The sequence below is a fragment of the Streptomyces sp. NPDC097619 genome, assembly GCF_040302735.1.
Classification (GTDB): domain Bacteria; phylum Actinomycetota; class Actinomycetes; order Streptomycetales; family Streptomycetaceae; genus Streptomyces.
Genome location: NZ_JBEOSD010000058.1, coordinates 18,506 through 44,153, shown reverse-complemented (window position 1 = coordinate 44,153; position 25,648 = coordinate 18,506). Strand labels below are relative to the sequence as shown.

Annotated in this window: 26 protein-coding genes; 13 read left to right on the top strand and 13 right to left on the bottom strand. The window is 75.1% G+C overall.

All coding sequences use genetic code 11. The annotated features are described in order from the left end of the window. The first annotated feature begins 195 nt into the window (after nucleotides 1-195). From ABTZ17_RS17980 to ABTZ17_RS17970, 3 genes are all read left to right on the top strand, one after another. Nucleotides 196-399, top strand: coding sequence for a cold-shock protein (locus ABTZ17_RS17980; protein ID WP_352196605.1), 204 nt, complete (start codon nucleotides 196-198; stop codon nucleotides 397-399). Between the two features lie 243 nt (nucleotides 400-642). Then, entirely contained in the window at nucleotides 643-1,443 is an 801-nt protein-coding gene (locus tag ABTZ17_RS17975) for a DJ-1/PfpI family protein (RefSeq protein ID WP_352196604.1), read from the top strand. 159 nt (nucleotides 1,444-1,602) lie between these two features. Beyond that, a complete protein-coding gene (locus ABTZ17_RS17970) occupies nucleotides 1,603-2,433 on the top strand; it encodes a hypothetical protein (protein WP_352196603.1) in 831 nt (276 codons plus the stop codon). A 39-nt stretch (nucleotides 2,434-2,472) separates the two neighbouring features. On the opposite strand, the gene ABTZ17_RS17965 is transcribed toward ABTZ17_RS17970, so the two are convergent. After that, nucleotides 2,473-3,456 carry a helix-turn-helix domain-containing protein gene (locus tag ABTZ17_RS17965; protein ID WP_352196602.1) on the bottom strand — a complete coding sequence of 328 codons (984 nt, stop codon included), beginning with the start codon at nucleotides 3,454-3,456 and terminating at the stop codon, nucleotides 2,473-2,475. A 344-nt stretch (nucleotides 3,457-3,800) separates the two neighbouring features. On the opposite strand from ABTZ17_RS17965, the gene ABTZ17_RS17960 reads away from it, so the two are divergent. Next, a complete protein-coding gene (locus tag ABTZ17_RS17960; RefSeq protein WP_352196601.1) occupies nucleotides 3,801-4,523 on the top strand; it encodes an SDR family oxidoreductase in 723 nt (240 codons plus the stop codon). 134 nt (nucleotides 4,524-4,657) lie between these two features. Here ABTZ17_RS17960 and ABTZ17_RS17955 read toward each other — a convergent pair whose 3' ends face one another. Beyond that, nucleotides 4,658-5,788, bottom strand: a complete 1,131-nt coding sequence (locus ABTZ17_RS17955) for an alkene reductase (RefSeq protein ID WP_352196600.1) — start codon at nucleotides 5,786-5,788, stop codon at nucleotides 4,658-4,660. Between the two features lie 110 nt (nucleotides 5,789-5,898). On the opposite strand from ABTZ17_RS17955, the gene ABTZ17_RS17950 reads away from it, so the two are divergent. Continuing rightward, nucleotides 5,899-6,285, top strand: a complete 387-nt coding sequence (locus ABTZ17_RS17950; protein ID WP_352196599.1) for a MerR family transcriptional regulator — start codon at nucleotides 5,899-5,901, stop codon at nucleotides 6,283-6,285. An 82-nt stretch (nucleotides 6,286-6,367) separates the two neighbouring features. After that, nucleotides 6,368-7,378, top strand: a complete 1,011-nt coding sequence (locus ABTZ17_RS17945; RefSeq protein WP_352196598.1) for a quinone oxidoreductase family protein — start codon at nucleotides 6,368-6,370, stop codon at nucleotides 7,376-7,378. Nucleotides 7,379-7,385: 7 nt separating this feature from the next. Here the strand turns inward: ABTZ17_RS17945 and ABTZ17_RS17940 are convergent, their stop codons facing one another. Both ABTZ17_RS17940 and ABTZ17_RS17935 read right to left on the bottom strand, forming a co-directional pair. Next, a complete protein-coding gene (locus ABTZ17_RS17940; RefSeq protein WP_352196597.1) occupies nucleotides 7,386-8,060 on the bottom strand; it encodes a Fic family protein in 675 nt (224 codons plus the stop codon). Next, a complete protein-coding gene (locus ABTZ17_RS17935) occupies nucleotides 8,041-8,643 on the bottom strand; it encodes a hypothetical protein (protein ID WP_352196596.1) in 603 nt (200 codons plus the stop codon). Before ABTZ17_RS17935 ends, ABTZ17_RS17940 begins: the two co-directional genes overlap by 20 nt. Before the next feature lie 578 nt (nucleotides 8,644-9,221). On the opposite strand from ABTZ17_RS17935, the gene ABTZ17_RS17930 reads away from it, so the two are divergent. The 3 genes from ABTZ17_RS17930 to ABTZ17_RS17920 all read left to right on the top strand — a co-directional run bounded on the left by ABTZ17_RS17930 (nucleotide 9,222) and on the right by ABTZ17_RS17920 (nucleotide 11,619). Beyond that, nucleotides 9,222-9,413 carry a chaplin gene (locus ABTZ17_RS17930; RefSeq protein WP_352196595.1) on the top strand — a complete coding sequence of 64 codons (192 nt, stop codon included), beginning with the start codon at nucleotides 9,222-9,224 and terminating at the stop codon, nucleotides 9,411-9,413. Between the two features lie 306 nt (nucleotides 9,414-9,719). Then, nucleotides 9,720-10,943 carry a pyridoxal-phosphate dependent enzyme gene (locus tag ABTZ17_RS17925; RefSeq protein ID WP_352196607.1) on the top strand — a complete coding sequence of 408 codons (1,224 nt, stop codon included), beginning with the start codon at nucleotides 9,720-9,722 and terminating at the stop codon, nucleotides 10,941-10,943. A gap of 109 nt (nucleotides 10,944-11,052) precedes the next feature. Then, nucleotides 11,053-11,619: a DinB family protein gene (locus ABTZ17_RS17920; protein WP_352196594.1), complete on the top strand. Its 567-nt coding sequence runs from the start codon at nucleotides 11,053-11,055 to the stop codon at nucleotides 11,617-11,619. 116 nt (nucleotides 11,620-11,735) lie between these two features. Here ABTZ17_RS17920 and ABTZ17_RS17915 read toward each other — a convergent pair whose 3' ends face one another. Beyond that, nucleotides 11,736-13,064: an MFS transporter gene (locus tag ABTZ17_RS17915; protein ID WP_352196593.1), complete on the bottom strand. Its 1,329-nt coding sequence runs from the start codon at nucleotides 13,062-13,064 to the stop codon at nucleotides 11,736-11,738. 55 nt (nucleotides 13,065-13,119) lie between these two features. On the opposite strand from ABTZ17_RS17915, the gene ABTZ17_RS17910 reads away from it, so the two are divergent. Together ABTZ17_RS17910 and ABTZ17_RS17905 are read left to right on the top strand one after the other, a co-directional pair. Continuing rightward, nucleotides 13,120-14,139, top strand: a complete 1,020-nt coding sequence (locus ABTZ17_RS17910; protein ID WP_352196592.1) for an ArsR/SmtB family transcription factor — start codon at nucleotides 13,120-13,122, stop codon at nucleotides 14,137-14,139. Between the two features lie 94 nt (nucleotides 14,140-14,233). Next, nucleotides 14,234-14,827 carry a tetratricopeptide repeat protein gene (locus ABTZ17_RS17905; RefSeq protein ID WP_352196591.1) on the top strand — a complete coding sequence of 198 codons (594 nt, stop codon included), beginning with the start codon at nucleotides 14,234-14,236 and terminating at the stop codon, nucleotides 14,825-14,827. 80 nt (nucleotides 14,828-14,907) lie between these two features. Here the strand turns inward: ABTZ17_RS17905 and ABTZ17_RS17900 are convergent, their stop codons facing one another. The 3 genes from ABTZ17_RS17900 to ABTZ17_RS17890 form a co-directional block, all read right to left on the bottom strand. Further along, nucleotides 14,908-16,242 (bottom strand): LCP family protein, encoded by a 1,335-nt coding sequence (locus tag ABTZ17_RS17900; RefSeq protein ID WP_352196590.1) that lies wholly within the window; start codon nucleotides 16,240-16,242, stop codon nucleotides 14,908-14,910. A gap of 138 nt (nucleotides 16,243-16,380) precedes the next feature. Beyond that, nucleotides 16,381-18,156: a N,N-dimethylformamidase beta subunit family domain-containing protein gene (locus ABTZ17_RS17895; RefSeq protein ID WP_352196589.1), complete on the bottom strand. Its 1,776-nt coding sequence runs from the start codon at nucleotides 18,154-18,156 to the stop codon at nucleotides 16,381-16,383. A gap of 188 nt (nucleotides 18,157-18,344) precedes the next feature. After that, on the bottom strand, nucleotides 18,345-19,106 hold the full coding sequence (locus tag ABTZ17_RS17890) for a hypothetical protein (protein ID WP_352196588.1): 762 nt from the start codon (nucleotides 19,104-19,106) through the stop codon (nucleotides 18,345-18,347). Between the two features lie 356 nt (nucleotides 19,107-19,462). Between ABTZ17_RS17890 and ABTZ17_RS17885 the strand changes: the two genes are divergently transcribed. Both ABTZ17_RS17885 and ABTZ17_RS17880 read left to right on the top strand, forming a co-directional pair. Then, nucleotides 19,463-19,699, top strand: a complete 237-nt coding sequence (locus ABTZ17_RS17885; RefSeq protein ID WP_352196587.1) for a hypothetical protein — start codon at nucleotides 19,463-19,465, stop codon at nucleotides 19,697-19,699. 192 nt (nucleotides 19,700-19,891) lie between these two features. Beyond that, nucleotides 19,892-20,224, top strand: a complete 333-nt coding sequence (locus ABTZ17_RS17880) for a hypothetical protein (RefSeq protein ID WP_352196586.1) — start codon at nucleotides 19,892-19,894, stop codon at nucleotides 20,222-20,224. 125 nt (nucleotides 20,225-20,349) lie between these two features. Here the strand turns inward: ABTZ17_RS17880 and ABTZ17_RS17875 are convergent, their stop codons facing one another. From ABTZ17_RS17875 to ABTZ17_RS17855, 5 genes are all read right to left on the bottom strand, one after another. Further along, nucleotides 20,350-20,679, bottom strand: a complete 330-nt coding sequence (locus ABTZ17_RS17875) for a thioredoxin family protein (RefSeq protein ID WP_352196585.1) — start codon at nucleotides 20,677-20,679, stop codon at nucleotides 20,350-20,352. A gap of 259 nt (nucleotides 20,680-20,938) precedes the next feature. After that, a complete protein-coding gene (locus ABTZ17_RS17870; RefSeq protein WP_352196584.1) occupies nucleotides 20,939-21,208 on the bottom strand; it encodes a GlsB/YeaQ/YmgE family stress response membrane protein in 270 nt (89 codons plus the stop codon). A 191-nt stretch (nucleotides 21,209-21,399) separates the two neighbouring features. Then, complete coding sequence (locus ABTZ17_RS17865) at nucleotides 21,400-22,677, bottom strand: chloride channel protein (protein WP_352196583.1); 1,278 nt, start codon at nucleotides 22,675-22,677, stop codon at nucleotides 21,400-21,402. Nucleotides 22,678-22,903: 226 nt separating this feature from the next. Continuing rightward, the gene (locus ABTZ17_RS17860) at nucleotides 22,904-24,211 is read right to left on the bottom strand and encodes a cobalamin B12-binding domain-containing protein (RefSeq protein ID WP_352196582.1); all 1,308 of its coding nucleotides are present in this window, start codon (nucleotides 24,209-24,211) and stop codon (nucleotides 22,904-22,906) included. A 328-nt stretch (nucleotides 24,212-24,539) separates the two neighbouring features. Then, nucleotides 24,540-25,613: an alkene reductase gene (locus ABTZ17_RS17855; protein ID WP_352196581.1), complete on the bottom strand. Its 1,074-nt coding sequence runs from the start codon at nucleotides 25,611-25,613 to the stop codon at nucleotides 24,540-24,542. Nucleotides 25,614-25,648 lie beyond the last annotated feature (35 nt).

Sequence of the window (25,648 nt, the reverse complement as noted above, 5' to 3'; positions counted from 1 at the left end):
TGTGGGTCGAAAGCCGTCTGGGGCCGGGGCCCGCCCGCGGGGTGCGCCACACCCCGGGTCCGGGACCGATCCCCGGTCCCGGATGGATCCGGACCCCGCCCCCCGGCGCGGTGCGTTGGTCCCTTTGCGCAGGTGGGGCAGGATCGGCGCGGCGGGCCGGGAAGCGGTCCGGTTCAACTAGAGGCAGGTACGTCGATGGCGCAGGGCACCGTCAAGTGGTTCAACTCCGAGAAGGGCTTCGGCTTCATCTCCCCCGACCAGGGCGAGGCGGACGTGTTCGTCCACTTCAGCGCGATCTCGGGTACGGGGTACCGGAACCTGGAGGAGAACCAGCGGGTGGAGTTCGACATCACCCAGGGCCAGCGCGGCCCGCAGGCGGGCAACGTCATCACCCTCTAGACCCTTCGGGCAGCTGCCCCGGCCGTCCCCTCGGCCGTACGCACGCGTTCGCCGGTGCCCCCGGAACCCTCGGTTCCGGGGGCACCGGCGTGCCCGCGCCCGTCAGGACGGCGGGCGGCGGACGACGGGTCCCGGGGGAGCCGCTCCGGAGCAGGCTGCGGGGAACCCGGGCGCGTGGTCGCCCGACCTGTCCGGAGAAGGCCGCCGGAAGCTCCGGCGGCCGGGAACCGAGCAGGAGCTGCAATGAACCGACGGGATCTTCTCCGCGCCTCCGCCGTCCTGGGCGCCACCGGCGCGGCGGTCACCGGTACCGGACCTCTCACGGGCCCCCTCACCGGCGCCCACGCGGCCACCCTGTCCGGGCCCGGCGCGGCCGGCGCGACCGACGAGAGCTCCGCGGTCGACGAGAGCTCCGCGGTCGAAGCGGACCGGAGCGGGCCGCTGCGCGTGCACGTCGTGATGTTCGACGGCGTGGAGGAGCTGGACTTCGCGGCACCGTACGAGGTGTTCTCGGCGGCCCGCTTCTTCACCACCCGACCCGTGGCGGTCCGGTACGTGACGGCCGGCCGGCCCGGGTACGTCCGGGGCGCGTACGGCACCCGGGTCCGCGTCGAGCACGGTTGGGAGCCCGGAGCGGCGGACGTGATCGTCGTACCCGGCGGCGGGTACGCCCGCCGGGAGGACCCGGGCGTGTGGGCCGAGATCCGCAAGGGCACCCTGCCGCGCGCCCTGCGCGAGGCCGCCCGGCCCGGACTCACCCTCAGCGGGCTGTGCACGGGCGTGATGCTCCTCTCCGCGGCGGGGCTGACCTCCGGGCGCCCCTGCACCACCCACCACAAGGCCCGCCCGGACCTCGCCGCGCAGGGCGGGCGGGTGAAGGAGGCGCGGGTCGTGGACGACGGCGACCTGGTCACCGCCGGCGGCATCACCTCCGGCCTGGAACTCGCCCTGTGGCTCGTACGCCGCGAGCTCGGCCCCGACACCGCCTTCGGACTGGAAGCGATGCTCGAATACGAGGCCCGGGGCACCGTCTGGTCCCGCTGAGCCGGCCCGCACCGCGCCCCGTGGTGCGCCCGGCCGCCCCGAGTGCTGATCTGGAGGGACCGACCGGCATCGGGAGGCGCGGTGAGCGCAAGGCGAGGGACACGGGGCGGCGAGGGGCGGAGCGGGGACGGGCGGGGAGCAGGCGGGTGGGGACCGGCGGTGCCGCGCGGTGCCCGGAGTCGTCGGCGCACGGTCCTCGTCGCCGCCCTGGCCTGTCTCGGTGGGGCCGCCGCCGTCCTGGCCCTGCTCCAGCTCCGTCCGCCGGGAGGCGACCCGCCGGGGGAGCGGGCGGGTACCGGCTCCGGCCTGGTCCTGGCCGGAGCGGACGTGGACCGGGAGACGGACGTCGTCGCCGACTGGACCCTGGACGGTGCCTCGCAGCCGCCGATCCCGGGCTGGCGGTCCGCGGTGGCCACCGTGGAGGTCCGCAACGACGGGGCGCGACCGCTGCGGCTGACGGGCGCCGGGTTCCTGTTCGGTACGGCCACCGAGCTGGGCTGCCCCTACGGGGCCGGCACCTCCCGGATCCTGCCGCGCTACGACGTGCGCGTGCCCTCCGGACGGACCCTGCCCTTCACGCTCACCCGCCCGCTCGACCTCACGCTGCCCGCCGGCGGGGCCCGCGACCTCGCCTTCACGGTGGGCCCCGAAGCCTCCCCGGACGGCTCGCTGCCCGTGGTCTTCAGCTTCACCGTCACCCTTTCGGCGGCGGACGGCTCCCGCGTCACCACCCCGACCCTGACCCTGCTCAACCCGGCCGACACCCGCCCCGTCCTGTACGCCGCCGAGAGCTCCGTACGGGACGGCACCGGTCCGACCACGCCGACCTGCCTGCGGGAACAGTCCGCCCGAGCCCAGGCCCTGCTCGCGGCCGGCGGCGAGATCTCGCCCGGCCTCAAGCGGTACGCGGCGGGCCTCGCCCGCCTGACCGGTCCGGAACCGACATCGAAACCGACACCGACACCGACACTCGAACCGGAACGGTCCTGAAGGTCAGGACCGGTCACGTGCCCCCTCGGGCCGGCCCGCTCAGGCGCCCGGCGGGCGGCCCGGCTCGGTGGTGGTGCGTCGCGTCGCCGACCAGCTGCCGAGGAGGCGCAGGGCGTGGGCGGAGGGGCTGCCGGGTTCGGCCGTGTACAGGTACAGGGCCTGGTCGGGGTCGTCGGCCGGGCTCAGGGACTCGTACTCCAGGACCACCTCGCCGACCACCGGGTGCAGGTACCGCTTGGTGCCGTGGGTGTACGCGGCCACCTCGTGGTCGGCCCACCACTGCCGGAAGTCCTCGTCGCGCACGGCCAGCTCCCCGATGAGCTCGGTGAGCCGGGAATCCTGCGGGTGCCGACCCGCGTAGAGGCGCAGGGCGGCCACGGCCCCGCGGGCGGCGGTGTCCCAGTCCCCGATGAGGGTGCGGGCGGCCGGGTCCAGGAAGAGGAACCGGGCCAGGTTCCGCTCGCGGTGCGGCAGGGCGTCGAAATCCGTGTAGAAGGCCTTGGCCAGGGTGTTCGCGGCCAGTACGTCGAGTCGGTGGCCCATGACCATCGCCGGGGTGTCGATGAGGGAGTCCAGCAGTCGGAGCAGGCCGGGACGGACCCGCTGCGGGCTCCCGACCCGGCGCCGTGCCGCCGCCGGGCCCTCGGCGCCCGCGCGCCCCGGACGGCCTGGAACGGCACCCTCCGCGGAGCCGGGACGGGCCAGGGCGAACAGATGGGCGCGTTCGGTCGGGTCCAGGCGCAGGGCCCGGGCCACGGCCTCCAGCACGGTGTCGGAGGCGTTCGTGTTGCGGCCGCGCTCCAGGCGCACGTAGTAGTCCACGCTGATGCCCGCCAGCCGGGCCACCTCCTCGCGGCGCAGCCCGGGGACGCGGCGTCCCCCGGTCTCCGGCCCCAGCCCGGCCTCGGCCGGTCCGATCCGGGCCCGCCGGGAGCGCAGGAACTCGCGGAGGTCGGCATGGGCGGCCGGCGCGCCCGGCCCGCCGGCCGCGCCGGGGCCCGTTCCCGAGCCCCCCGTTCCCAAGTCCCCCGTTCCCGGACCCCGGGTCCCGAGGTCCGGACCGGAGCCCTCCGGGTCGTTCCCGCCCCCGGTTCCCGAGGGGCCCGGAATTCCCGCTGTCCCGTCTGACGTGCTCATTCCTCCAGGCTAGGGGGGTACCGGCCGGAGCGGTGGCCGGGAAGGGGGGTCTGCCGGACCCCCGGTCCGGCCTTCCCCGGCTGCCGGGGCGCGGACCTCCGCCCGCAGTGTTCTGCTGGATACCGGAACCCGGACCGGAACCCGGACCGGAACCAGGACCGGAACCAAGTCTGGAACCCGGACCGGAACCAGAACGACGACGAGAACCACTCCGAGGACCGAGGGATCACATGTCCAAGCCCCTGATCGTCATCACCGGCGCCAGCTCCGGCATCGGCGCGGCCACGGCCCGCCTGCTCTCCGCGCAGGGGCACCCGCTGCTGCTCCTCGCCCGTCGGCTGGACCGCCTCGAAGCGCTCGGCCTGCCCGACACCCTCTGCCGGAAGGTGGACGTCACCGACCGCGAGGCGCTGGTGGCGGCCGTCGCGGAGGCGGAGGAACGGTTCGGTCCGGTGGACGGGATCGTCAACAACGCTGGGGCCATGCTCCTGGGACGGATCGTCGACCAGTCCCCGGAGGAGTGGGAGCGCATGATCGACCTGAACGTGAAGGGCGTGCTGTACGGCATCCGCGCCGTCCTGCCCGGCATGGTCGAGCGCGGCCGGGGCACGATCGTCAACATCAGCTCCATCGCGGGCCGCAAGACCTTCCCCGACCACACCGCCTACGTGGGCACCAAGTTCGCGGTGCACGCCCTCTCGGAGAACCTCCGCGAGGAGGTCGCCCCCACCGGGGTCCGCGTGATCACGATCGCCCCGGGCGCGGTGGAGACGGAGTTGCTCTCCCACACCAGCGATGAGCGGATCAAGCGGGACTACGAGGAGTGGAAGGAGTCCGCGGGCGGGGTCCTCGACCCGGTGACCGTCGCGGAGGCCGTCGCCTACGCCTACGGTCAGCCGCAGAACGTGACGATCCGCGAGATCGTCCTCGCCGCGACCGGCCAGGCCGCCTGACCGCCCCGCCGGCCGCAGGCCCGCGCCCCGGGCACGTGCCGATCTCTCGCCCCCGATCCTCGCCCCGACCTCTCGCCCCGATCCCTCGCCTCCGCTTCGCCGGCCGCCCTTTCCCCGCCACCGCCCCGTCGTTCTTAGACGACGGCGGTGAAGGAGGCGCGGTCCAGCGCGGGGTAGTCGGTGTAGCCCTCCGGGCCGTGGACGTGCATCAGGAACTCCGGGCGGAGGGCGTTGAGGGGCGCGCCCGTGCGCAGCCGTTCCACGAGGTCGGGGTTGGCGATGAAGCCGCGGCCGAGGGCGACGAGGTCGGCGCCGGCTTCCAGGAGCCGTTCGCCCCGTCCCGCGCCGGCGTCGGCGGCGAGTTCCTCGCGGGAGAGCCGGGGGTTGGCGACGAGGGTGCCGGGCCAGGCGGCGCGCAGTCGTGCGAAGCCGGGGTCGTCCGGGTCGGCGTACTCCAGGTGCAGGTAGACGGGCTCCAGGGGTACGAGGGCCGCGAGGAGTGCCGGGTACAGCCGCTCGGTGTCGGATTCCGTCACGCCGTTGACCTCCACCCCGGGGGAGATCCGCACCCCGACCCGTTCCGGGCCGACGGCCTCCGTGACGGCCCGGACCACCTCGACGGCGAACCGGAGGCGCCCTTCGATCGACCCGCCCCAGCGGTCGGTGCGCAGGTTGGTGTTCGGGGCGAGGAACTGGTGGAGCAGCAGGCCGTTGGCCGCGTGCACCTCGACCCCCTCGAAGCCCGCGGCGACGGCGTTGCGGGCTGCGTCGGCGAAGTCGGCGATGGTGGACCGGATGTCCGCTTCCGTCATGGCGCGCGGGGTGACGGAGTCCTGGAGGCCGGAGGGGGTGTGGAGCGGTTCCGGGAGCGGGACCGCCGAGGGCGCGAGGGGGAGGTGTCCGCTGGTGTCGGGGTGGCCGATCCGGCCGCCGTGCTGGAGCTGGAGGAACATCCGTCCGCCCGCGTCCCGGACGGCGTCGCGCACCCGGCGCCATCCGGCGGTCTGCGCGGGGGTGTGGATGCCGGGGATGTGCGGGTAGGTCCGGCCGACGGCGTTCGGGGTGGTGGCCTCGGCGATGATCAGGCCGGCGGAGGCGCGCTGTGCGTAGTAGGTGGCCATCAACGCGCCGGGGACTCCGTCCGCTCCGGCGCGGTTGCGGGTCAGCGGGGCCATCACCAGGCGGTTGGGGAGGGCGAGGGGGCCCAGGCGGGCGGGGGAGAGGAGGCGGGAGGCGGCGGCGGGGGTCTGTCGTGTCTGCGTCATGCCGGTACCGTAGAACCTGACATCAGTGTCAGGTTCAAGGGTTCAGGGGTCCGGGTGCGAGGGACCGGGGTGCCCGACACGGACCGACGGACCCACGCGTGAGGTGGCCCATGCGGATCGGTGAACTGGCGGCGCGCACCGGGGTCGGTGAGCGTTCGCTGCGCTACTACGAGCAGCAGGGGCTGTTGGCCTCGGACCGGACGCCCGGTGGCCACCGGGACTTCTCCGAACGGGCCGTGGACCGGGTGATCCGCATCCAGGAGCTGTACGCGGCCGGGCTGAACAGCGCCAAGATCGGACAGATCCTGCCCTGCATGCGGGACGAGGACGGTGGCCCGTCGGTGCGCGCCACCCCGGCCCTGGTGGCCGAACTGGCCGCCGAGCGGGACCGCATCGACCGGATGATCGGCGACCTCGTCCGGTCGCGCGAGGTCCTGGACGAGGTCATCGAAACGGCCGCCGGCCGAACCGCCCCCACCCGAACCGCCTCCGCCTGAACCGCCGGCACCCGAACCGTCCGCCGGGAATCGGATCGCCACCAGCGGAGTTGGTGGGAGGTGAACCGACAACGGAGGGGTCATGCGAGCGATTCAGGTGTACGAGGTGGGCGGTCCCGAGGTACTGCGGGAGGCCGAGGTGGACCCGCCGCGCCCGGGTCCGGGTGAGGCGGTCGTGGCCGTCGCCGCCTCCGGGGTCAACTTCCTGGACGTCTACCACCGCGAGGGCCGGTACAGCCTTCCGCTCCCCTTCACCCCGGGCACGGAGGGCGCCGGCACGGTCGTCGAGGTCGGACCCGGCGTCGTCGACGTCGCCGTGGGGGACAGGGTCGGCTGGGTGGAGATACCCGGCTCGTACGCCGAGCGGGCCGTCGTGGACGCCTCCCGACTGGTGCCGCTGCCCGACGACATCGACTTCGAGACCGCCGCCGCCGTGCTCCTCCAGGGCATGACCGCGCACTATCTCGTCAAGGACGCCTACCCGGTCCGGGCGGGCGACACGGTGCTCGTGCACGCGGCCGCCGGTGGCATGGGTCTGCTCCTGACCCAGCTCGTCACCCATCTCGGCGGCAGGGTGATCGGTACGACGTCGACCGAGGCGAAGGCCGAGCGGGCGAAGCGTGCCGGGGCCGCGGAGGTGGTCCTCTCCTCCTCGGTCGACGATCTCGCCGCCGAGGTGAGGCGGCTCAACGGCGGTCAGGGACTGCCGGTCGTCTTCGACGGCGTGGGCGCGCAGACCTTCGACGCGAGTCTCGCCGCCCTGCGGGCCCGCGGCCATCTCGTGCTGTTCGGCGCGGCGAGTGGTGCCGTACCGGCGTTCGATCCGATGCGGCTCGCCCAGGGCGGTTCGCTGACCCTGATCCGTCCCAGCCTCGGGGACTTCGTCGCCGATCGGTCCGAACTGCTCCGACGGGCCGCCGACGTGTTCGAGTGGGTGCGGTCCAAGGCACTCGAGGTCACCGTGACGGGCCGCTACGCCTTGTCCGAGGCCGCCCGCGCCCACGGCGATCTGGAGGCTCGGCGGACCACCGGCAAGCTCCTCGTCATACCCGGTGCGGCCGCGGTCGGACGGGGCGAGGAGACGCGGAGCTGAGCGCGGATCACGGGCTCGGGGAGCGCGCCGGGACCTGGTCCGCCGCTCCAGGACGCCTCCGGTGCGGCCCGGTGCGGCCGCGGTGGAGGAGGCCGATGAGGAGGGCGAGGTCGGCGGCGCCGGCCGGGTCGTCCGCGTAGCGGGTGGTCAGGAGGGGGCCGACCTCGGGCAGGACGATCCCCTCCCGGGCCAGGACGTGGACCAGGACCAGCAGCGAGGCGCGGGCGTTGCCGTCCGCGAAGGGGTGGAAGAAGGCCACGTCGAGGGCGGCCCGGGCCGCGCGCGCCGCCGCGGGGAGGTCCGGATCGGTCGCCGCGCGCAGGCAGGACTCGAACGCGGCCCGGGTGCGCGGGGTCAGGCCGTACCGCTCGCGACCGCCCTTCGCGTAGGCGTCGCCCCGGCGGAACGGCGCCTCCGGGGTACCGAGGACCCGGCACTGCCACCCAGCGAGCAGGGCGAAGTCCAGGGGCGCGCGGAGTGCGGCGTCCTCCCGGGCCGAGGCGTAGGCGGCGAGCAGACGCTCGGCTCGGACCGGGTCCCGCCGCCGCACGGGCCCCGCGCACCAGCAGCGGAACCCGTCCCGGTCGACGGGCAGGGGTCGGAGGTCCGGAGCGCCCCGCCAGTCGGCCTCTCGGCGTACCCGCAGCCAGATCGACAGGCTGTCAGCGACGGCCGCGGTCATGGAAGGCCTCCAGCGCCGCCCGTTCGCGGTGGTCCCGGTACGGGGCGTGGCCGGTGAGGTCGAGGGCGAGGTCCTCGCCGACGGACTCGACGAGCATCGGCTCCGGGACGACCCAGCTCTCGAACCGTCCCCCGATGGCCTCCTCCACGGCCCGCTCGGCCTCGGCCGCGGTCAGGCCGGTGCTGGTGAGAAACCAGCACAGGACGATCGAGGTCTGACCGCGCCAGGCGTTGTCCGCGCCCGAGTCCATCGTGTGGTTCACGAGCCGGACGCAGGCCCGTTCCAGGTGCCAACTGCGGTCCTCGGGCGTGGCATCGGGCGGTGGTGCCAGCTCGGCGAAGCGGCGGGCCGTCCACTCCAGCCACTCCCGCCACTCCAACAGCGCGTTCACGACCCGTTCCGCGGTCTCCTCCGGGGTCGTCACCGAGGTGGTCCGGCCCGTCCAGCCGCCGACGGGCCCGCCGTCGCGATGGATCCAGTTCCATCCCCAGGCCCAGGGGCCGTAGCGCTCCCGGAGGATCCCGTCGATCTGGCTCTCGCACCAGCTCTCGCCCTGCCACCAGCCGGCCGTGCCGGAGAGCACCGGCGGCACCCACTCGCGGACCAGGTCGCGGAGCCGGGCCTCCTCGTCCTCGTCCCAGGCGAACGCGTGGCGGGCCGGGTCGAAGGCGTCCCAGCTCCGGAGGAACTCGTAGGTGACGCGGGGGACGCGGTTCTCGGGGAGGGGCAGGGTGTCCCGGTCGTACGTCAGCTCCGGTCACTCTCCTCGTGCGTGGGTGCCGTGCGTCTCTCGTGCCCGGGTGCCGTGCGTCGTGCTCCACCCGTAAGTCTCCGCTCGAACGACCCCGCACCGCGACAGGTTTTCGGGCCGGGCGCCCGACGGCCGGTGGCGGCGATCCGTGTGGCAGATGTGATTCATGCATCATGTGTGACACATGAGATGTGTGTGATCCGGTGTGCTGGAAGGCGTGTTGCCGGGCGTGTGGTGCGGTCGAGGCGCGGGTCGCGGCCTGGGTGCGTCCATCTGCCGCGCCGTTGGGGCCGATCGGCCGCCGCCGATCGGTTGAAGGCGGGCGCCGCACCGCTCGGGAGCCGTGGGGGAGCGCGCGGGGCGGGTCAGGGTGGGGCCAGTCCCTTTTCGCCCTGCTGAAAGAGGTCATCATGCGTACTCTCCTCTCCGCCCTCGCCGCCGGCGCCATCGTCATGGGTTCCGCGGGCATCGCGAGCGCCGATGTGGCCGTCGACTTCCGCCCGCAGCCCTCCTACACGATCGTCTTCGGCGACTGGCTGCAGTTCGCCGCGGACGACGTCTTCAACGCCGGCCACAACAACATCGTGGGCTCCAACAACTGACGACTCGTCAGCAAAGGCTGTCACGGTGCTTGCTTGAGCCTCGAACCCGTGGACCCCTCGTCCTGCGGCATCCCTCGCCGGATGCCGCTCGGGCGGGGGGCCGCGGTCGTTCCGGGGGCGAGGGGATCTTCCTCCGGCCGCGGCTCGCTGCCGCTCCCGGGGGTCCGTGCCCGGCCCGAACGATCGGACTGTGATCGGCATCACCGGCCGCTCCCGCCGTTCGCCGGGCCCGCCCGGGGCGGGCACGGCAGGCTGGGCCGCGTGATCACCACTCCCGGCGGCAGTGCCGGACCCAGCGCCCAGGCCATCGGCTCCGCGGCGGCCGCCGATTCCCCTCCGCCCCGGGCGCCCCGTTGGTACGCGCGCCCCGCCGCCAGGGAGTGGACCTGCGCGCCCGTGGATCCCGCGGCCCGGGCCTTCCACCGCGGGCTGCCCGGGTACGCCCCGACCCCTCTGGTCGAACTCCCGTCCCTCGCTGCCGAGTTTGATCTCGGGCGGGTCTTCGTGAAGGACGAGTCCGCCCGCCTGGGCCTGCCCGCCTTCAAAGCCCTCGGCGCCTTCTGGGCGGTGCACCGGATCCTCGACGGACGACCCGGCCCCGGCCCCACCCTGATCACCGCCACCGACGGCAACCACGGCCGCGCCGTGGCCCGCGCGGCCCGCCTCGCCGGCCGGCCCGCGCGGATCTTCACACCCGACGGCGTGCACCCCGCGGCCGTCGCGGCCATCGCCGCCGAAGGGGCCGAAGTGGTCCCCGTACCCGGCTCGTACGACGAGGCCGTGCTCCGGGCCGCGCGCGAGGCCGAGCTGCCGGACACGGCCCTCGTCCAGGACACCTCCTGGCCCGGCTACGAGGAGGTCCCGGGCCGCATCGTCGAGGGCTACGCCACCCTCTGCGCCGAGATCGACGAGCAACTGGCCGTCGCCGGCGCGGGAACGCCCGCGCTGGTGGCGGTCCCCGTCGGGGTCGGCTCCCTGGCCCAAGCCGTGGTCACCCACTACCGCGGCACGCACACCGCCCGCCCCACCACCCACCGGCCCGCCCACCCCGCCGGCGGAGGGGCAGCGCCCACCGCCCTCCTCGCCGTCGAGCCCGAAGCCGCCCCGTGCCTCCTCGAAAGCCTGCTGCACGGCGCACCCGTCACCGTCGACACCGGCCGCACGGTCATGGCGGGCCTCAACTGCGGCACCGTGTCCGCGCTGGCCTGGCCGTACCTCTCCGCCGGGATCGACGCGGCCGTCTCCGTCACCGACGCCGCCGCCACCCGCGCCGCCGCCGACCTCGCGACCCTCGGCCTCCCCGCCGGCCCCTGCGGCGCGGCGGCCCTCGCCGGCCTGCGCACCGCCCTCACCGGCCCCGGGGCCTCCGACCGTCGCGCCCGACTCGGCCTCGGAGCCGACGCGGTGGTCGTCCTCCTCAGCACCGAGGGCCCGGAGGCCAACCCGCACGGGGAACGCGCCGAGAGCGCCGGGCACGCCGAGCACGCCGAAGGGACCGAGAACGTCGAACGCGCCCGACGAGCCGACTGAACGCGGCGGGCCACCACCCGACGCGCCCCCGGCCGTGGCCGCCGCCGCTGCCCCCGTCCCGGTCCGAAAATCGGTGGCGGCGGCCCGCCCCGCCGTCGATCATGACCGCATGAGTACCGACGCACCCGAGCGGTGGACGCAGGCGACCGTGTACCCCGACATGTGGGCCGACCCTGACGACGACCCCCGCGACCGGGACGACGACGGGCCGGAGGGCGAACTCGCCACCCTCCACGACTTCTTGCGGGACTACCGCCTCACCCTCCTGATGAAGTGCGAGGGCCTCGACGCCGAGCAGCTGGCCCGCCGCTCGGTGCCCCCGTCCACGATGTCGCTCCTCGGCCTGCTCCGGCACCTCGCCGAGGTGGAACGGGACTGGCGCAACTGGATCACCGACGGCGAACCGCAGCCCAAGCTCTACGGCGACAAGGACGACGACTTCCTCGGAGCCGTGGCCGACCCGGCCGTGGTCGACGAGGCGTACGAGGACCTGGCCCGCGAACAGGCCGAGACGGACGCGGCCCTCGCCCGCCACGAGGACGACCTCGGGGCCCGGATCGGCCGCGAGGACATCGTCGTACGGGAACTCCTCGTGCACCGCATCGACGAGTACGCCCGCCACGCCGGTCACGCCGACCTCCTCCGCGAATGCGTGGACGGCCGCGTGGGCCAGTAGCCCTCGCCGCCGTCGCCCCGGCGCCCCCGTCGGACGAAGCACCGCGCCCCCTCCCGCCGAACAGCGGGAGGGGGCGCTCGCGTGTCGCCCGGCCCGGACCGTGCCCCGCGGCCGGATCAGGCGGGTGCCGCGGGCCGCTCCGCGCCGCTCGGGACGAGGAGACGGGCGAGCGCGACGACGGCGAGGAGTGCGGTCAGGGCGCATACCCCGGGCCAGCCGAAGGCGGCGTGGGCGCGCAGGCCGAGCCAGGAGCCGAGGGTGCCGCCTAGGTAACCGCAGGTCATGTAGGCGGTGTTGAGGCGGCTGCGGGCGTCGTCGCGGAGGGCGTACACGCGGGTCTTGTTGGCGACCATCCCGGCCTGCATGGCCAGGTCCAACAGCAGCGTCCCGGCGGTCAGGGCGACCAGCCCCCGGGCCCCGCCGGCCGAACCGCCCAGGAGGACCCCCGCCGCCAGGAGGGTGCCCAGCAGGGCGGCCAGATTGACCGGGCGCGGCCCGTGACGGTCCGTCAGACGACCGATGCCGGGAGTGGCGAGCATGGTCGCCGCGCCCACCAGGGCCAGCAGGCCGACGGCGTGGGCGCCCAGCCCGTACGCGGGACCGGTGAGGAGCAGGGCCAGGCAGGTCCAGACGGCGGAGAACCCGCCGAAGACGGTGGCCTGGTACCAGCAGGAGCGGCGCAGCTCCGGCTCGGTGCGGAGCAGGCGGAAGGGTTCGGCGAGGTAGGCGGGGTAGGGGCGGCGCACCGCCTCCGGCGAGGGTTCGGTGACGGGTACGGCGCAGGCCATGACGGCCGCGAGGAGCAGGACCGTGACGGCGGCGACCAGGTACGGGGCGCGCCAGCCCAGCCACTCCCCGAGGGAACCGCCGAACGTCCGGGCGAGGAGCATCCCGCCGGTGGAGCCGCTGAGCAGGGTGCCGACCACTTCGCCGCGCCGGTCCGGGGCCACGAGCCCGGCGGCGAGGGGGCTGATGACCTGCGCGGCCACCGTGCACAGGCCGACCAGGGCGCTCGCCCCGGCCAGCGGAGCGAGGGCGGGGGCGCAGCCGGCGGCGAGCAGCGCGACGCCCGTGAGGGCGAGGAGGACCACCAGGAGGGTGCGGTGCCGGACGCGGTCGCCGAGCGGTACCAGGAGGACCATGCCAGCGGTGTAGCCGATCTGGGTGGCGGTGACGACCGTGGCGGCGGAGTCCGCCGGTACCCCGAGGTCGGAGGCGATCAGCGGGCCGATGGCCTGGGGGAAGTACAGGTTCCCGACGGCCACGGCGCACGCCACCGACAGGAGGAGCAGCAGGCGACGCCCCAGGCCGCCGCCGGGCCCGGGGGAGGGTGCCGCGGAGGAGGCGGACGGGGAGGCGGCCGGGGGAGCCGACGGGGGGGCGGGCGGAGAGACGGCCGGGGGGACGGCTGACGCGTGGGGCGGGTGCGGGGTCGGGGTGGTCACGGGGAGAGTCCACGCCACCGGCCGCGCGGTGCCAATGGATGTAGCCTGAGGCTTAATGATCAGCTTCGAGCTCGGGGTCGAGGACCTGGCCCGCACCCGCTTCGCCCTGTCCCCGCTCGGCGAGACCGTGCTGAGCCTGCGGGTGCTGCGCGACCCGGGGCTGTCGGCCCTGCACTTGCCGTGGCGGCGGTCCGTACTGGGCCGGATCGGGGGCCTCGACACCGGCCTGCTGATGGCCCTGGTCGCGGAGCGGCTGACCCTCCCCGACTTCCTGACCCCGCCGCCCGCCGTGTTCGAAGCCCCCTTCGGGGAGGAGCTGGCGCGGGTCCGCCGTACCCCGCCCGAGCTGGTCCGTCGGGACCTGGCCGCCGCCCACGCCCCGGATCCGCTGCCCGAACCGGTCCGCGCCGCCGAGAGCGGGGACGAGCGGGCCGCCGAGCTCCGGGACACCGTCTGCGACCTGCTGGAGCGCTACTGGGAGGCGGCGGTGCGCCCGTACTGGCCGCGGATCCGCTCCGTCGCCGAGGCGGACATGACCTACCGGGCGGGCCAACTGGCGCGCGGCGGCGCCCGGTTGCTCTTCGCCGACGTGCACCCGAACGTCCGCTGGGAGGACGGCGGGAGCCGGGGCGTCCTGCGCGTCCACCGCACGATCGGCGGGTACGAGACCCGCGCCGGAGGCCGCGGGCTGCTCCTCGTGCCCTCCGTCTTCGCGCACAAACCGGCTCCGCCCACGGGCCCGGAGGAGGCCCCCTCGCTGCTCTACCCGAGCCGAGGCGTGGCCACCCTGTGGTCGGTCGGCGAGGCGCCGGGGCCGGGCAGCCCGGACCTGGAACGGCTGATCGGGGCCCCGCGGACCCGCCTGCTGGCCCTGCTCGCCGAACCCCTGGCCACGATCGAGCTGGCCCGCAGCCTCAGGGTCACGCCCAGTGCGGTCTCCCAGCACCTGCGCGTCCTGCACGGCACCGGCCTCGTCGCCCGCGCCCGCCAGGGCCGCCGGGTCCTCTACCGCCGCACCCCTCTCGGCGACGCCCTCGCCGAAGCCGGGCCGGTGGACGGGACGGGCACCGTGTGACGGGGCGATCAGGGGAGGGTGGGCCCTGCGGGCGGCCGCTCCGCCGTTCCGCTGCTCCGCCGTTCATCCGTTCGGTCGTGCGAGGATCGTCGGCATGAGCGAGCAGCGTGCGCAGTCCGGGGAAGCAGGCCGGGCACAGACCGGCGACGGCAGCGGGAACGGCCGCGGGAACGGGGGCGAGAGCGGGAGCCCCTGGGTGGGGGCGTCGGCACTGGCCGAGGCCGTACGGCTCCGTGAGGAGGGGCAGCAGGAGGAGGCCCGGCAGCGGCTCCTCGCGCTCTCCGCCGCGCACCCTGAGCACGCCGAGACCGCCTACCAGACCGCCTGGGCCCATGACGTGCTCGGACTCGAAGCGGAGGCCGTGCCCCACTACGAGCGCGCCCTGGCCCTCACCCCGGGGCTGGACCCCGAGAGCCGCAGCGGCGCCCTGCTCGGACTCGGCAGCACCTACCGGATCCTGGGCCGCTACGAGGACGCCGTGACCACCCTGCGGCGGGGGACCGAGGAGTTCCCCGACGACGGAGCCCTGCGCGCCTTCCTGGCCATGGCCCTCCACAACACGGGCGAGCACCAGGAGGCGATGCGGCTCCTGCTGCGCCTCCTCGCGGCCGGCAGCACCGATCCGGCGGTGGGCAGGTACCGCCGGGCCATCGAGTACTACGCGGACGATCTCGACGCGACGGTCTGAGAGGCCCGCCGCCGGCCCCGACCCTCAGCCGACCGGGCGACCGACCTCTCAGTCGACCGACCCCTCAGACCCGAGGCCCTTCAGCCCCGGGGCGTCGTGGTGGGCTTCTTGGCGGCGGTCGGTCCCGCGGCCGCCGTCGCGGTGCCGGCGCAGCCGAGGCGGGCGCCGGTGATCGGGGCGCCGTCGGCGACGTTGCGGTCCCAGACGGCCCGCTGCACGCGGGGGAGCCGTGTCCCGACGGACAGGTCGAGGGTGGTGTCCTGACCGGGTACGACCTGACGTCCGGCGCCCGGCAGCGCGGCGGCCAGCGTGGCGGCCTGGAGCTCGGCCCCCGGCGCGTAGCGGATCACCGGCGGGCCGTCGGGGCGGGTCTTCGGTGCCTTGGCGGAGGTGTCCGTGACGACGAACCCGGCGGCCTTGAGGGCCTTGGCCGTCTCCGCCTCGTCCACGCGGACCCGGACCGACGAGGGGCTCGCCGGGGCGTTGGCCGCGGGCTGGATCCGCCGGTCCCCGAGGATCCGCCGGTCCTCGGCGATGGCCTTCCACAGGGCGCCGGCCCGTTCCTCGTGCCAGAGCAGGGTGGAGCCCACCCCGGGTACCCGGTGGTCGAACTCCCGCAGCGGGACGGTCGCGAACTCCGTCTGCCCCGGGTCCAGCCGTCCCAGCGCCGTTCCGAGGCGGACCAGGTCGGAGAGGGTGGTGCCCTCGGCGGGCCGTACGGACTTCAGCAGGGTGCGGGCGGTGGCGGCGGCCGCGGCGGGGTCGGCGAGCGCGCCCTCCAGGGTGAGCCGGGTCAGGAGGTCGGACACGGCCCGCTGCTGACGGCGCATCCGGCCCAGGTCGCCCGAGCGCGGCTGGATGTGGCGGGCGCGGACGTAGCGCAGGGCGCCGTTGCCGTCGACGTGGTGGATGCCGGGGGTGAGGTCCAGGCCGGAGTTCTCGTCCTTGACGGCGCGGTCGGTGCAGACCATGGCCCCGCCGAGGCCGTTGACGGCCTTCTCGAACCCCTGGAAGCCGGTTTCGAGGAAATGGTCCACGCGCAGCCCGGTGACCGCTTCCACCGTCTTCACGGTGAGGGCCGCACCGCCCCGCTTCCAGGCGCCGTTGATCTTCCCGCGGACTCCGCTGCCGTCGGCGTACTCCACGTAGGAGTCGCGGGGGAGGGAGACCACGGTGGCGCGGCGGCCGTTCGCGGACAGGTGCACCAGCATCATCACGTCGGTGCAGTTGCAGCCTTCGCCGCCGACGTGCAGCCGGTTCTTCTCGGCCTTCGAGAGCCCGGCGCGGCTGTCGGTGCCGACGATCAGGACGTTGGTGCCGCGGCCGGTGGCGGCCCGACCGCCGGGGGCGTCCGCGAGGACGGCGCCCGTGGCGAGGGTGGTGAGGACGGTGAGGGCGGTGACGAGTCGACGCACCCCATGAAAATAGCCATATAAGGACATATGTTTTCGGCCACACGCCGGGCGTTGGGCCAGCCGGGGCAGCGGCCCCACCCTTCACCGGCACCATCTCTTCACCGGCACCACCCCTTCACCGGGGACACGCGCCGCTCCTCACTCCTTCTCGCGCGCGGAGCCCTCACCGGCGTCACCGAGATCCGCCTCGCCGCCCTCGCCGCGCTCGCCGCCCTCCCGGCCGGTCGCACCCGCTCCGCCCTCCGCGAGGGGCTTGCCGTCGCGGCCGTAGTGCAGGTCGACCGAGTCCCGGGCGGGGCGGGCGCGGCCGGCGGGGCCCGCCGCGAAGGCCCGGAGCACGTTCTCCGTGACGGTGCGGACGAAGTCCCCGGCCCGGCCGTCGAGCCCGTGGTTGCCCTTTCCGCCGCCCGGGCCCCGCGCCTCCAGGGCCTCCACCCACCGCATGGTGCCCGTCGCGAACAGCCCGGCCCCCGAGGGCAGCGAGGCGTACACGCTGTCCGCCGTACCGGGCACGCCCCGGCGCAGGACGGGGGAGTGGGCCAGGACCTCCATCGGCCGCGGCGTCGGGTACCGCAGGTCCACCCGGTCGTACTCGACGCCCACCAGGTGCGCGAACGAGTCCCCGGCGACCGCGCCCGTGCCCGCCAGCAGCCAGTGCTCCGGCCGCACCACCACGTACGGGGCGTCCACCGGGTAGCCGGCGTACAGCACGCCGAGCAGCTCGCTCTCCGGCTCCGGGAGCGGCTGCCGTCGGAAGTCGTTGGTCGGCGGCAGGCCGAGCCGGCGGCCGGGGTCGCGGGCGTGGTCGTCCTTGTAGCAGACCATCAGCCGGTCCCGGCCCACCGCCGAGTGCTCGTAACGCACGCGCCGGTAGCAGCAGTTCGCCCCGAAGACGGCCAGGTTCGCGCCGGCGTCCCGGGCGGCCGCCACGGCCCGCCGGTGCTCCGGGCTCCAGTACTCGTCATGGCCGGGGGAGAGCACGGCCCGCGCCCCACACAGCAGGGCGGGCTCGCGGGCGAGGTCGGGTCCGGTGGCGTAGGCCAACGGCAGACCGAGGCGTTCGGCGAGCCTGAGCAGCGGTTCCTCGTAGCGCGGGAACTGGCCGGCGCCGTTCGCGCTCCGGTACGGGCGGTCGAAGGACACGGCCAGCGAGCGCGAGGCCGCCTTGCCGTCGGGACCGCCGTACAGGTCGGCGTCCCCCCACCGGTTGTACGCCTGCCAGGTGCCGACCGCGTTGACGAACACCGTACGGTCCGCCGCCGAGGCCGACCGCACCGTCAGCGGCACGAACCGCTGCGCCGGCGCCGGCGCCCCGACGGCGTCCAACCGCAGCAGGTAGCACCCCTCGGGCCAGCCCTCCGTACGGATCTCCGCCGTCCGCTCCCAGTCCGCCCGCGCGGTCCGCGTCGCCGGATCGGTGCGCACCGGAGGCTGTAGCCGACCGGGCAACTCCCCCGACCGCCACACCAGACGCGCCCCCGCCCCTCCGTACCAGCCGATGCGGTAGGCGGAAACGGTGTGGCGCGGTGCCGAGGTGGAGATCCGGAGCCCGATCGTCTCGCCGGGCAGCACCGAGCAGCGTTCCGCGTACCCCTCCAGGGCGCGGGCCTTGCCGGGCGTGGTGATCCGCCAGTCCGAGGCGCCGGGGAGACGGTTCTCCGCCCGCACGTCCACGCCGGCGCACCCGCTGACGGCCCGTCGGGCGCGGGCGGGGTCGGGGCCGGTGCCGGAGGCGGGAGGGGCGGTGCGAGGGCCGGCGTGCGGGGTGTCCGCGGCTCGGGCGGGTGCGCCCGTACCGGCCGCGCCCGCCCCCGCGACGGCGAGGGCCGCCGCGAGCCCGAGGACACGGCGTCGTCCCGGCCCGCCCGCCTCACCCGCCGGCTCCCCCCTGCCCTTCGTGCGCTCGTCGTCCACCGGACCTCCTCGACTCGGGCGGGCTGGTCCCCACGGCCCGCACACCGTACGCCGCGCCCCGCCGACCGGAACCGCACCACGCGGGACGACGGAAGCCCTCCCGGTGGCCTCGAAGGCACGAGGTCACCGGGAGGGCTGCGAGTAGGACGGGGTGTCGGGGCCCCGCCGGGTGGGCGGCCCCCGACGGATCAGCGCGGGGTGGCGGTGCAGCCCTGCGGCAGCTTCGGGAAGGCGAGTCGACCCGGGGTGCCCGGCTGGGTCCGCCACTCGAAGACGGGCTTGGCGGAGTCGGCCTTGAGGATGCGGGCGTAGGCGACGGGGCTGTGGTCACGGTCGATGACGGCGACCGTCCCGGTCGGCTCGGCCCATTCCCGGATGACGGCCCGCGGGCCCTTGGTGGAGGTGGTGAGGTCGGCGAAGGCGCCCGCGCCGATCGACGTCCGGGTGACCTGCGAGACGCAGCCCCGGCCGTGGTCCGAGTTCCGCACCGGGAGCTTGTACGTGGCGACCTTGGTGCTGCCGTCCTTGGTGACCTTCAGCTCGGGACGCGCCGAGTCCAGCTTCACCAGCGCGGTCTTGAGGCCGCGCAGCCGCTGGGCCGGGGTGCGGGTGTCCAGCAGGCCCTCCACCCGGACCATGTACGTGTCCGCGGGGGTCCAGTTCGGGCCGACGTACCGCAGCCACGCCTCCGGACCGCTCTTGTCGTTGTTGCGCAGCACCGCGACGATCCCGTTGCCGATGGCGACGGCCTGCCCCAGGTACCGGCTCTCGGTCAGGGGCTCCGTTCCGACGGCCGAGGCGGCCCCGCGTGCGGCGGCGGAGACGGCCGGGGAGGCAGGGGCCTTCGACGGCGCGGAGCCGGAGCCGGCCGCCGTGGCGGAGGCCGCGGGCACGAGGAGCGCCCCGGCGAGGAGGGCGGCGGAAAGGGCGGAACGGGTGGCGGTACGCATAACGACTCCTGAAACGTTTCGTCTGGTGGGCAGGGAGAGCCGCATGCCGCGTTGTCTCTGTCGGGCTTTCATCCGGTCAGGTCTGGCGGGCTGCTGGTAGGACTCTATGGATCTTGTACGACCGGTATCTCCGCCTCCTGTCACGAAACCGTCCCCGTGCCCGGTCGGGGCTGTGCGGGGGCAGGGCGCGTGAGCGGCCCGAGGCCCACGACCCGCCGCAGCCCCGATTCCGGGAGCGACGAGTCGGGGAGAAGTCCCCGCGCAGCGGCACCCGTGGCCACAACCCGGCCCTCCTGGCCGAATCGTGACGTTCCGTGGGGTGTCCCCGCAGGCCCGGCGGACGTACGCTCAGCGCCGTGGACGGGCAGCTACGACAGGATCTGCACGAGTACGACCAAGCGGTGGCCCTCTGCAGGGACAACCACCCAGGTCTGAGCGCCGATGAGCGCACGGTCCGCCGGATCACCGGCCGGGCACTCGACAAACACGCTCCCAGCAACCGAACCGAACCCCGCTGTTGCGGCTGCGGCGGCCGAACCTGGCCGTGCGCCTCCGCCCTGGGGGCCGTCGCCTACGCCATCTCCTCCACCTGACACCGGACCCTTCACCCCGCGCCGGCGAGCCGGTACACCCCACCCAGGCGCGCCGACGGCCCCGAACTCCGAGCCCTCGGGGCCGTCGACGGCGCGGGTGTCGCGCCTCGGGGCTTCGACCCGCTTTGGCATGATCGCCGGGGTGCGCCCCAGGACGCTGGGTCGGGGGCCCGGAGCGGAGGAGTGGTTCCCGTGCGTGAGGTGTCGGACGAGGAGATCCTCGCTGCGCTGCGCCCGTTGTACCCGCTGACCGAGGAGCGGGAGCGGATGGCGGCGGTCGCGGAGCGGCTGCGGGAGGCGACGGCCCCGGCGGACCTGGCCGAACGGGACCGTTCCGGTACGCGCATGGCGGAGCTCGACGAGCTGATCTGCCGCCGGTCCGCGGAGGCCCTGGACGCGATCGGCCTGTGGCACGCGGCCGGGATGATCGACGCTGCCCTCAAGATCCCCTGGGAGGTCATGGAGGAGCTGACGACCCGCTACGACACCCCGCAGGTCGCACCCGAGCCGGACGCGGGGCCGTAGTCCGCGGGATTACCCGGGGAGGCCGCGGGGACCGAGCGGAGCCGACGGAATGCCGACGAATGCCGACGGGATGCCGAGGGAAGCCCGAACGGAGACTGAAGGGCCCCCGCCTCCCGTCCTCCCCCTCAGAGGTGGGCGTCCAGGAAGGCGCGGAGGGTGGGGGCGTCGACGGCCTCCGTGGTCGAGGCGACGGCCTCGCCGTTGCGGAGCAGGACGAACGTGGGGGCGCCGAGGACCCCGTACCGTTTGACGGCCGCGGGGCAGCGCACGATGTCCGTGCGGACGACGGCCACCCGCCCCGCGTACTCCCGGGCCAGTTCCTTCACCACCGGCTCCAGGGTCTTGCAGGGGGCGGCCCACACCCCCCAGAAGTAGGCGAGGACCGGTCCCGGCAGTTGTCCGAGGACGAAGTCGAACTCCGCGTCCTCCACCGGATGGTGCACCCCGACCGCCACGCGCCCGCTCCTTCACTTCCGCCGTGGGTCACGCCTCGCGCCCGCGTGCCCTATCGCCCGCGCGTCCTCGCGCCGGCGTCGTCGAGCCGGGCGTTCCGCCCCGTCGCTGTCGTGACCTCGCACCACGGCTCCCTGCCGGGGTGGACCCCCATCTTCCCCCACGGTCGGGCCGGAACGGCCGCGCGGCCCCTTGCGACCCGGTGATCGGGTGCTGAGGGGCCGCGGTGCCGCGGTGACGCGGTGTTCCGGGACGGACGGGTCAGGCGCGTCGTCGCCCGCCGGTGAAGACCCGGTAAAGGGCCAGCAGGATCATGGAGCCGACGATCGCGGCGATCCAGGTGGAGAGGTCGAAGAAGCCGTCGATGGAGTCGACGCCGAAGATGACCTTGCCGAGCCAGCCGCCGAGCAGACCGCCGGCGATGCCGATCAGGATGGTGATGATGACGCCGCCCGGGTCACGGCCCGGCATGAGCGCCTTCGCAATGAAGCCGGCGAGCAGCCCGATGAGGATCCACGCGATGATGCCCATGAAAGGTCTCCTTCTGGGAGAGGCGAACTGTTGTGTCTGCGCGTATGCGCGCCTTCACGGATTCCAAACGTACGTGTGTGCGGACGGCCGGCCGGCCGCTCGGGGCGGGCGTTCCCCGGGCGCGGCGGCCCCGCCGGCGCCGGTCGGCGGGACCGCCGCGCACCGTTCGGCCTCGCTCGGGTCGGTCCCGCTCAGGGGCGGGCGAGCATGCGCTGCCGCAGGGTGTCGTACAGCGGGGCGCTGCCGAGGCGGGTCGCCGTGAGGGTGGCCGCCGCGCACGCGAGCAGCAGGGGCAGCAGCAGGGCGGCGTTCGCCGTCATCTCCAGGACGAGCACGATGCCTGTCAGCGGGGCCCGGACGACCCCGGTGAAGAGCGCCGCCATGCCCACGGCCGCGAAGGCCGCCGCCCCGGGCGCGTCCGCCGGGAGCCACGCGGCCACCGGCGCGTGCGTCAGGGCCCCCAGCAGCGCGCCCAGGGCCAGCAGGGGGGCGAAAAGCCCGCCCGGGGTTCCCGCCGCGTAGCTGAGCGGACCCGCCACGAAGCGCACCGCGAAGTACACGGCCAGGGCCGCGGCGGCCGGTGCTCCGCCGGCCAGGAGCCGTTCGCTCAACTGGTCCCCGCCGCTGGCGAGCAGCGGCTCGATCGACATCAGCGCGCCCACCACCGCGCCGATCACGGCGGCCCGGACCACCGGGTGGACGCGGGTGAACCCCTCGGCCGCGTCGAGGGTGCGGACCACCAGCAGACCGTAGGCGGGACCGGCCACCCCGGCCGCCACCCCGAGGAGCAGGAAGAGGAGCATGCTCCAGGCCGGTGGCACGGGCAGGTCCGGCATCGGCAGCACCGGGGCGTCCCCGACCAGCAGGCGGCAGCTCAGCGCGGCCGACACGGTCCCGACGAGGGTGAGCAGCACCAGGCGCGGCCGGACGCTCGCGGTGACCTCCTCGCACACGAACAACAGCCCGCCCAGCGGAGCCGTGAAGGCGGCCGCCAGTCCGGCCCCGCCCAGCGCGGCGTGCAGCATCCGGGCGTCCTCGGGGTCCTGACGGGTGTGGTGCCCGGCGAGGGCGCCGACCGAGGCGCCCATGTGCACCACCGGGCCCTCCCGGCCGAGGACCAGCCCCGAGCCGATCGCGACGACCCCGCCGACGAACTTGGCCGGGACCAACCACAGGGACAGGGCGTCGGACTGTCGCCGCCACACCGCCTCGACGTGCTGGATGCCGCTGCCCGCCGCGTACGGCACCAGCCGCGCGATCAGGCAGGCGAGTGCGGCCCCCGCCGCGGTCAGGCCGACGGGCAGCAGGATCCCGGCGGCCCCCAGGCCCTCGGCGGTCCGGACGTACGCGGTGCGCAGTTCGTCGGCGTGGCCCAGGCACCAGCGGAAGGCACCCCCGATGAGCCCGACGAGGGCGCCGCCGACGGCCGCGACGAGGAAGGCGCGGAGTCCGATCCGGTTCCCGCGCATCCGTGCTCCTCCAGGCCGTGCCCCGCCGCGCCGATTCCCGCCGTCCCGAACCGTTTCCTCCCGCGAGGTCCGTCCTGGCCCGCGTGCGGCAGCCTCTCACGCACGGGTGGCCACCACCGGGTACGACCGCCCCCACGGCGGGTCGGGGCCGGAGAGGGGCCGGAGCGGGGTCGGTCGCCGCTCCCGCTCGGCTTCCGGCACGGCTTCCCGCTCGCCGCGCCGGGCGCTACCGCTGCTCCCGCCCCTGGTCGGCGAGGGGGAGGGGGACGGCGCCGCCGGCCGCGTCCCCGCCGGCGGGAGCCCGGTGCTGCTTCGCCCGGATGCGCACGGGGGAGGGGACGCGTTCCTTCTTCGTTCCCGTTCCCGTCGCCGCGCCCGCGCCCGCCCCGGTCGTCGCGTCCGGCCTTGTCCCCGTCGCGGTGCCCGTCCCCGTCGCCGTGCCCGTCCCCGTCTCGGCCCCGGTCGTCACCGCCCGGGGGCCGGGGACCAGATCCGCCGTCCTGAGGTCCGCCGCGAAGGCGGCCACCGCGCGGTGCGCCCGGTGCAGTATGCGGCAGGCCCGCCTGTGGGCGGAGAGCTGCTGCCGGAGCGCGGCGAACGCGGGCAGCAGGCAGTGCGCGGGCACCCCGCGCGCGGTGAGCACGCGGGCCGTGTACAGCGCGAACTCGGCGAAGAGGTGCCCGTCGTCGATGTACACGGCGGCGGCGAGGTGTTCGACGACGTGCCCGAGGTCCTCCCGGGTCCGCTCCCACTGCGTCTCGTCGTAGTGGCGCAACGGCGGGTACTCGTGCCGCAGGGCTTCGAGCCCGCCCGCCACGAGCTGGTGGCGTCGGGCGCGGATCCGCGTGTACGAACGGTCCTCGGTCCGCGCCGCGGCGGCGGCCGGGTCCGGGACGGGGGCGAGCGGGGGCAGCGCCGACAGCAGGCGGTCCGCTTCGGCCGCGTCGCGGGCCCAGGTGGCGTCCAGGGCGCGGGCGTAGCGGCCGCCCGGCCCGAAGGCGGCCCCACCGACGATCACGGGCAGGCCGGCGGCCTGGCAGGCGCGCACGGTCCGGTGTATCGCGGGCAGTCGGGCCGGTACGGCGGCGGACAGCAGGACGGCCCGCGCCTCGGTGTCGAGGGCGTGGCCGAGGACCTTGCGCACGGGCACGTGGGCGCCGAGGTGTTCGGGTTGCCAGCCGCGCAGTCGCAGGACCTCGGCGACGAGGCGGGCGGGCAGGGTGTGGCGTTCGCCGTCCGTGCAGGCCACGGTGAGGCGACCCCGGGTGGGCGCGGGCAGCGCGTGGCGGGTGGCCTCGCCGAGGGAGTCGAGGGCCAGTTCGGCGACGACGGTCGCGGCGTGCTGTTGGGCGACGGTCACCTCGGCCGCGGCCCAGGCCGTGCCCAGGCGGTGCATCACCGGCAGCAGGATCCCGGTGATCGTGTGCTCGGTGGCGGATCTGAGCTGTGCGGCGGATCCGGTGCCCACTCCGGCGGCGAACCGCAGCAGGGCCGTGGCGTGGGTCTCGTCGCAGCCGAGGAGCGCGTCCCACAACTGGACGCGGAGATGGGCGTGGAGAGCCGGATCGTGCGGGGGAGGAAAGAGTGACGCAGACAAAGGCGGCCTGCCCTGGCTCGTCTCACCGCAGGGGTGAGGGCGTGTCATATGCAGAAGATATATGACATATGCCCTTGCCGCTGCGGGGGTTTTCGTGACCGCTGCACTCGTGTGGGTCACGAGTCCCGGCGGATCCGCTCCCGTGTGCGAGCCGGGCGGGCGGGTGGAGCCGGGCGGCGCCGAGGGGACGGGACCCGCCCTTCTCGGCGCTCGCCCGCGCCTGCCCCCGGCCGCCGCCCTCAAACGGTCCCGGTCGGCGTGAATTTCAGCCGTTCTGCCGCGCCGGGTAGTCGGTGTAGCCTCGGGCGTCGCCGCCGAAGAAGGTGGCCGGGTCCGGGGTGTTGTACGGGCCGGCGGTACGGAGGCGGTCCGGCAGGTCCGGGTTGGCGAGGAACAGCGCGCCGAAGGCGAGCAGATCGGCGATGCCGTCCTCGACGAGCGGGAGGGCGCGGTGGTCGGTGGGGCCCTCCGTGGCCGGGTTCAGGATCAGCGGCCCGGAGAACTGCTTGCGCAGGGCGAGGGTGGCCTCGCGGGCCTCCGGCCCGTGCTCCATGACGTGCAGGTAGGCCAGGCCGAGCCCGTCGATCTCCTTGACCAGGGCCTCGTACGCGGGCTGCGGGTCGGGCTCGGAGATGTCGTTGTACGGGTTGCCGGGGGAGACGCGCAGGCCGGTGCGCTCGGCGCCGATGGCCGCGGCCACCGCCTTGACCACCTCGACCGCGAAGCGGATCCGGTTCTCCACCGGGCCGCCCCACTCGTCGGTGCGCAGGTTGGAGCCGGGGGCGAGGAACTGGTGGATGAGGTAGCCGTTGGCGCCGTGCAGCTCCACGCCGTCGAAGCCCGCGTCCACCGCGTTGCGAGCGGCCTCGGCGAAGTCGGCGATGGTCTGCCGTACTTCGGCGGCGGTCAGCTCGTGCGGGGTGACGAAGTCCTGCGGGCCGTCCGCCGTGTACAGCTGACCCTGCGGGGCCACCGCGGACGGGCCGACGGGCACGAGGCCGTCGGGCAGCAGCGAGGGGTGGCCGATCCGGCCGGAGTGCATGAGCTGCGCGAAGATCCGGCCGCCCGCGGCGTGCACGGAGGCGGTGACCTCGCGCCAGGAGGCGATCTGCTCGGCGCTGTGCAGGCCGGGGGTGAAGGGGTAGCCCTGGCCGACGACGGAGGGCTGGATGCCCTCGGTGACGATCAGGCCCGCGGAGGCGCGCTGCGTGTAGTACTCGGTGGTCAGCGCGGTGGCGGTGCCACCCTCGCCGGCGCGGCTGCGGGTCATGGGGGCCAGGGCGATGCGGTTGGGGAGGGTGGTGCCCGCGACGCGCACCGGTTCGAAGACGCTGGTCATGTCTGCCTCACAGAGTGGGTGGGTGCCGTCGATCG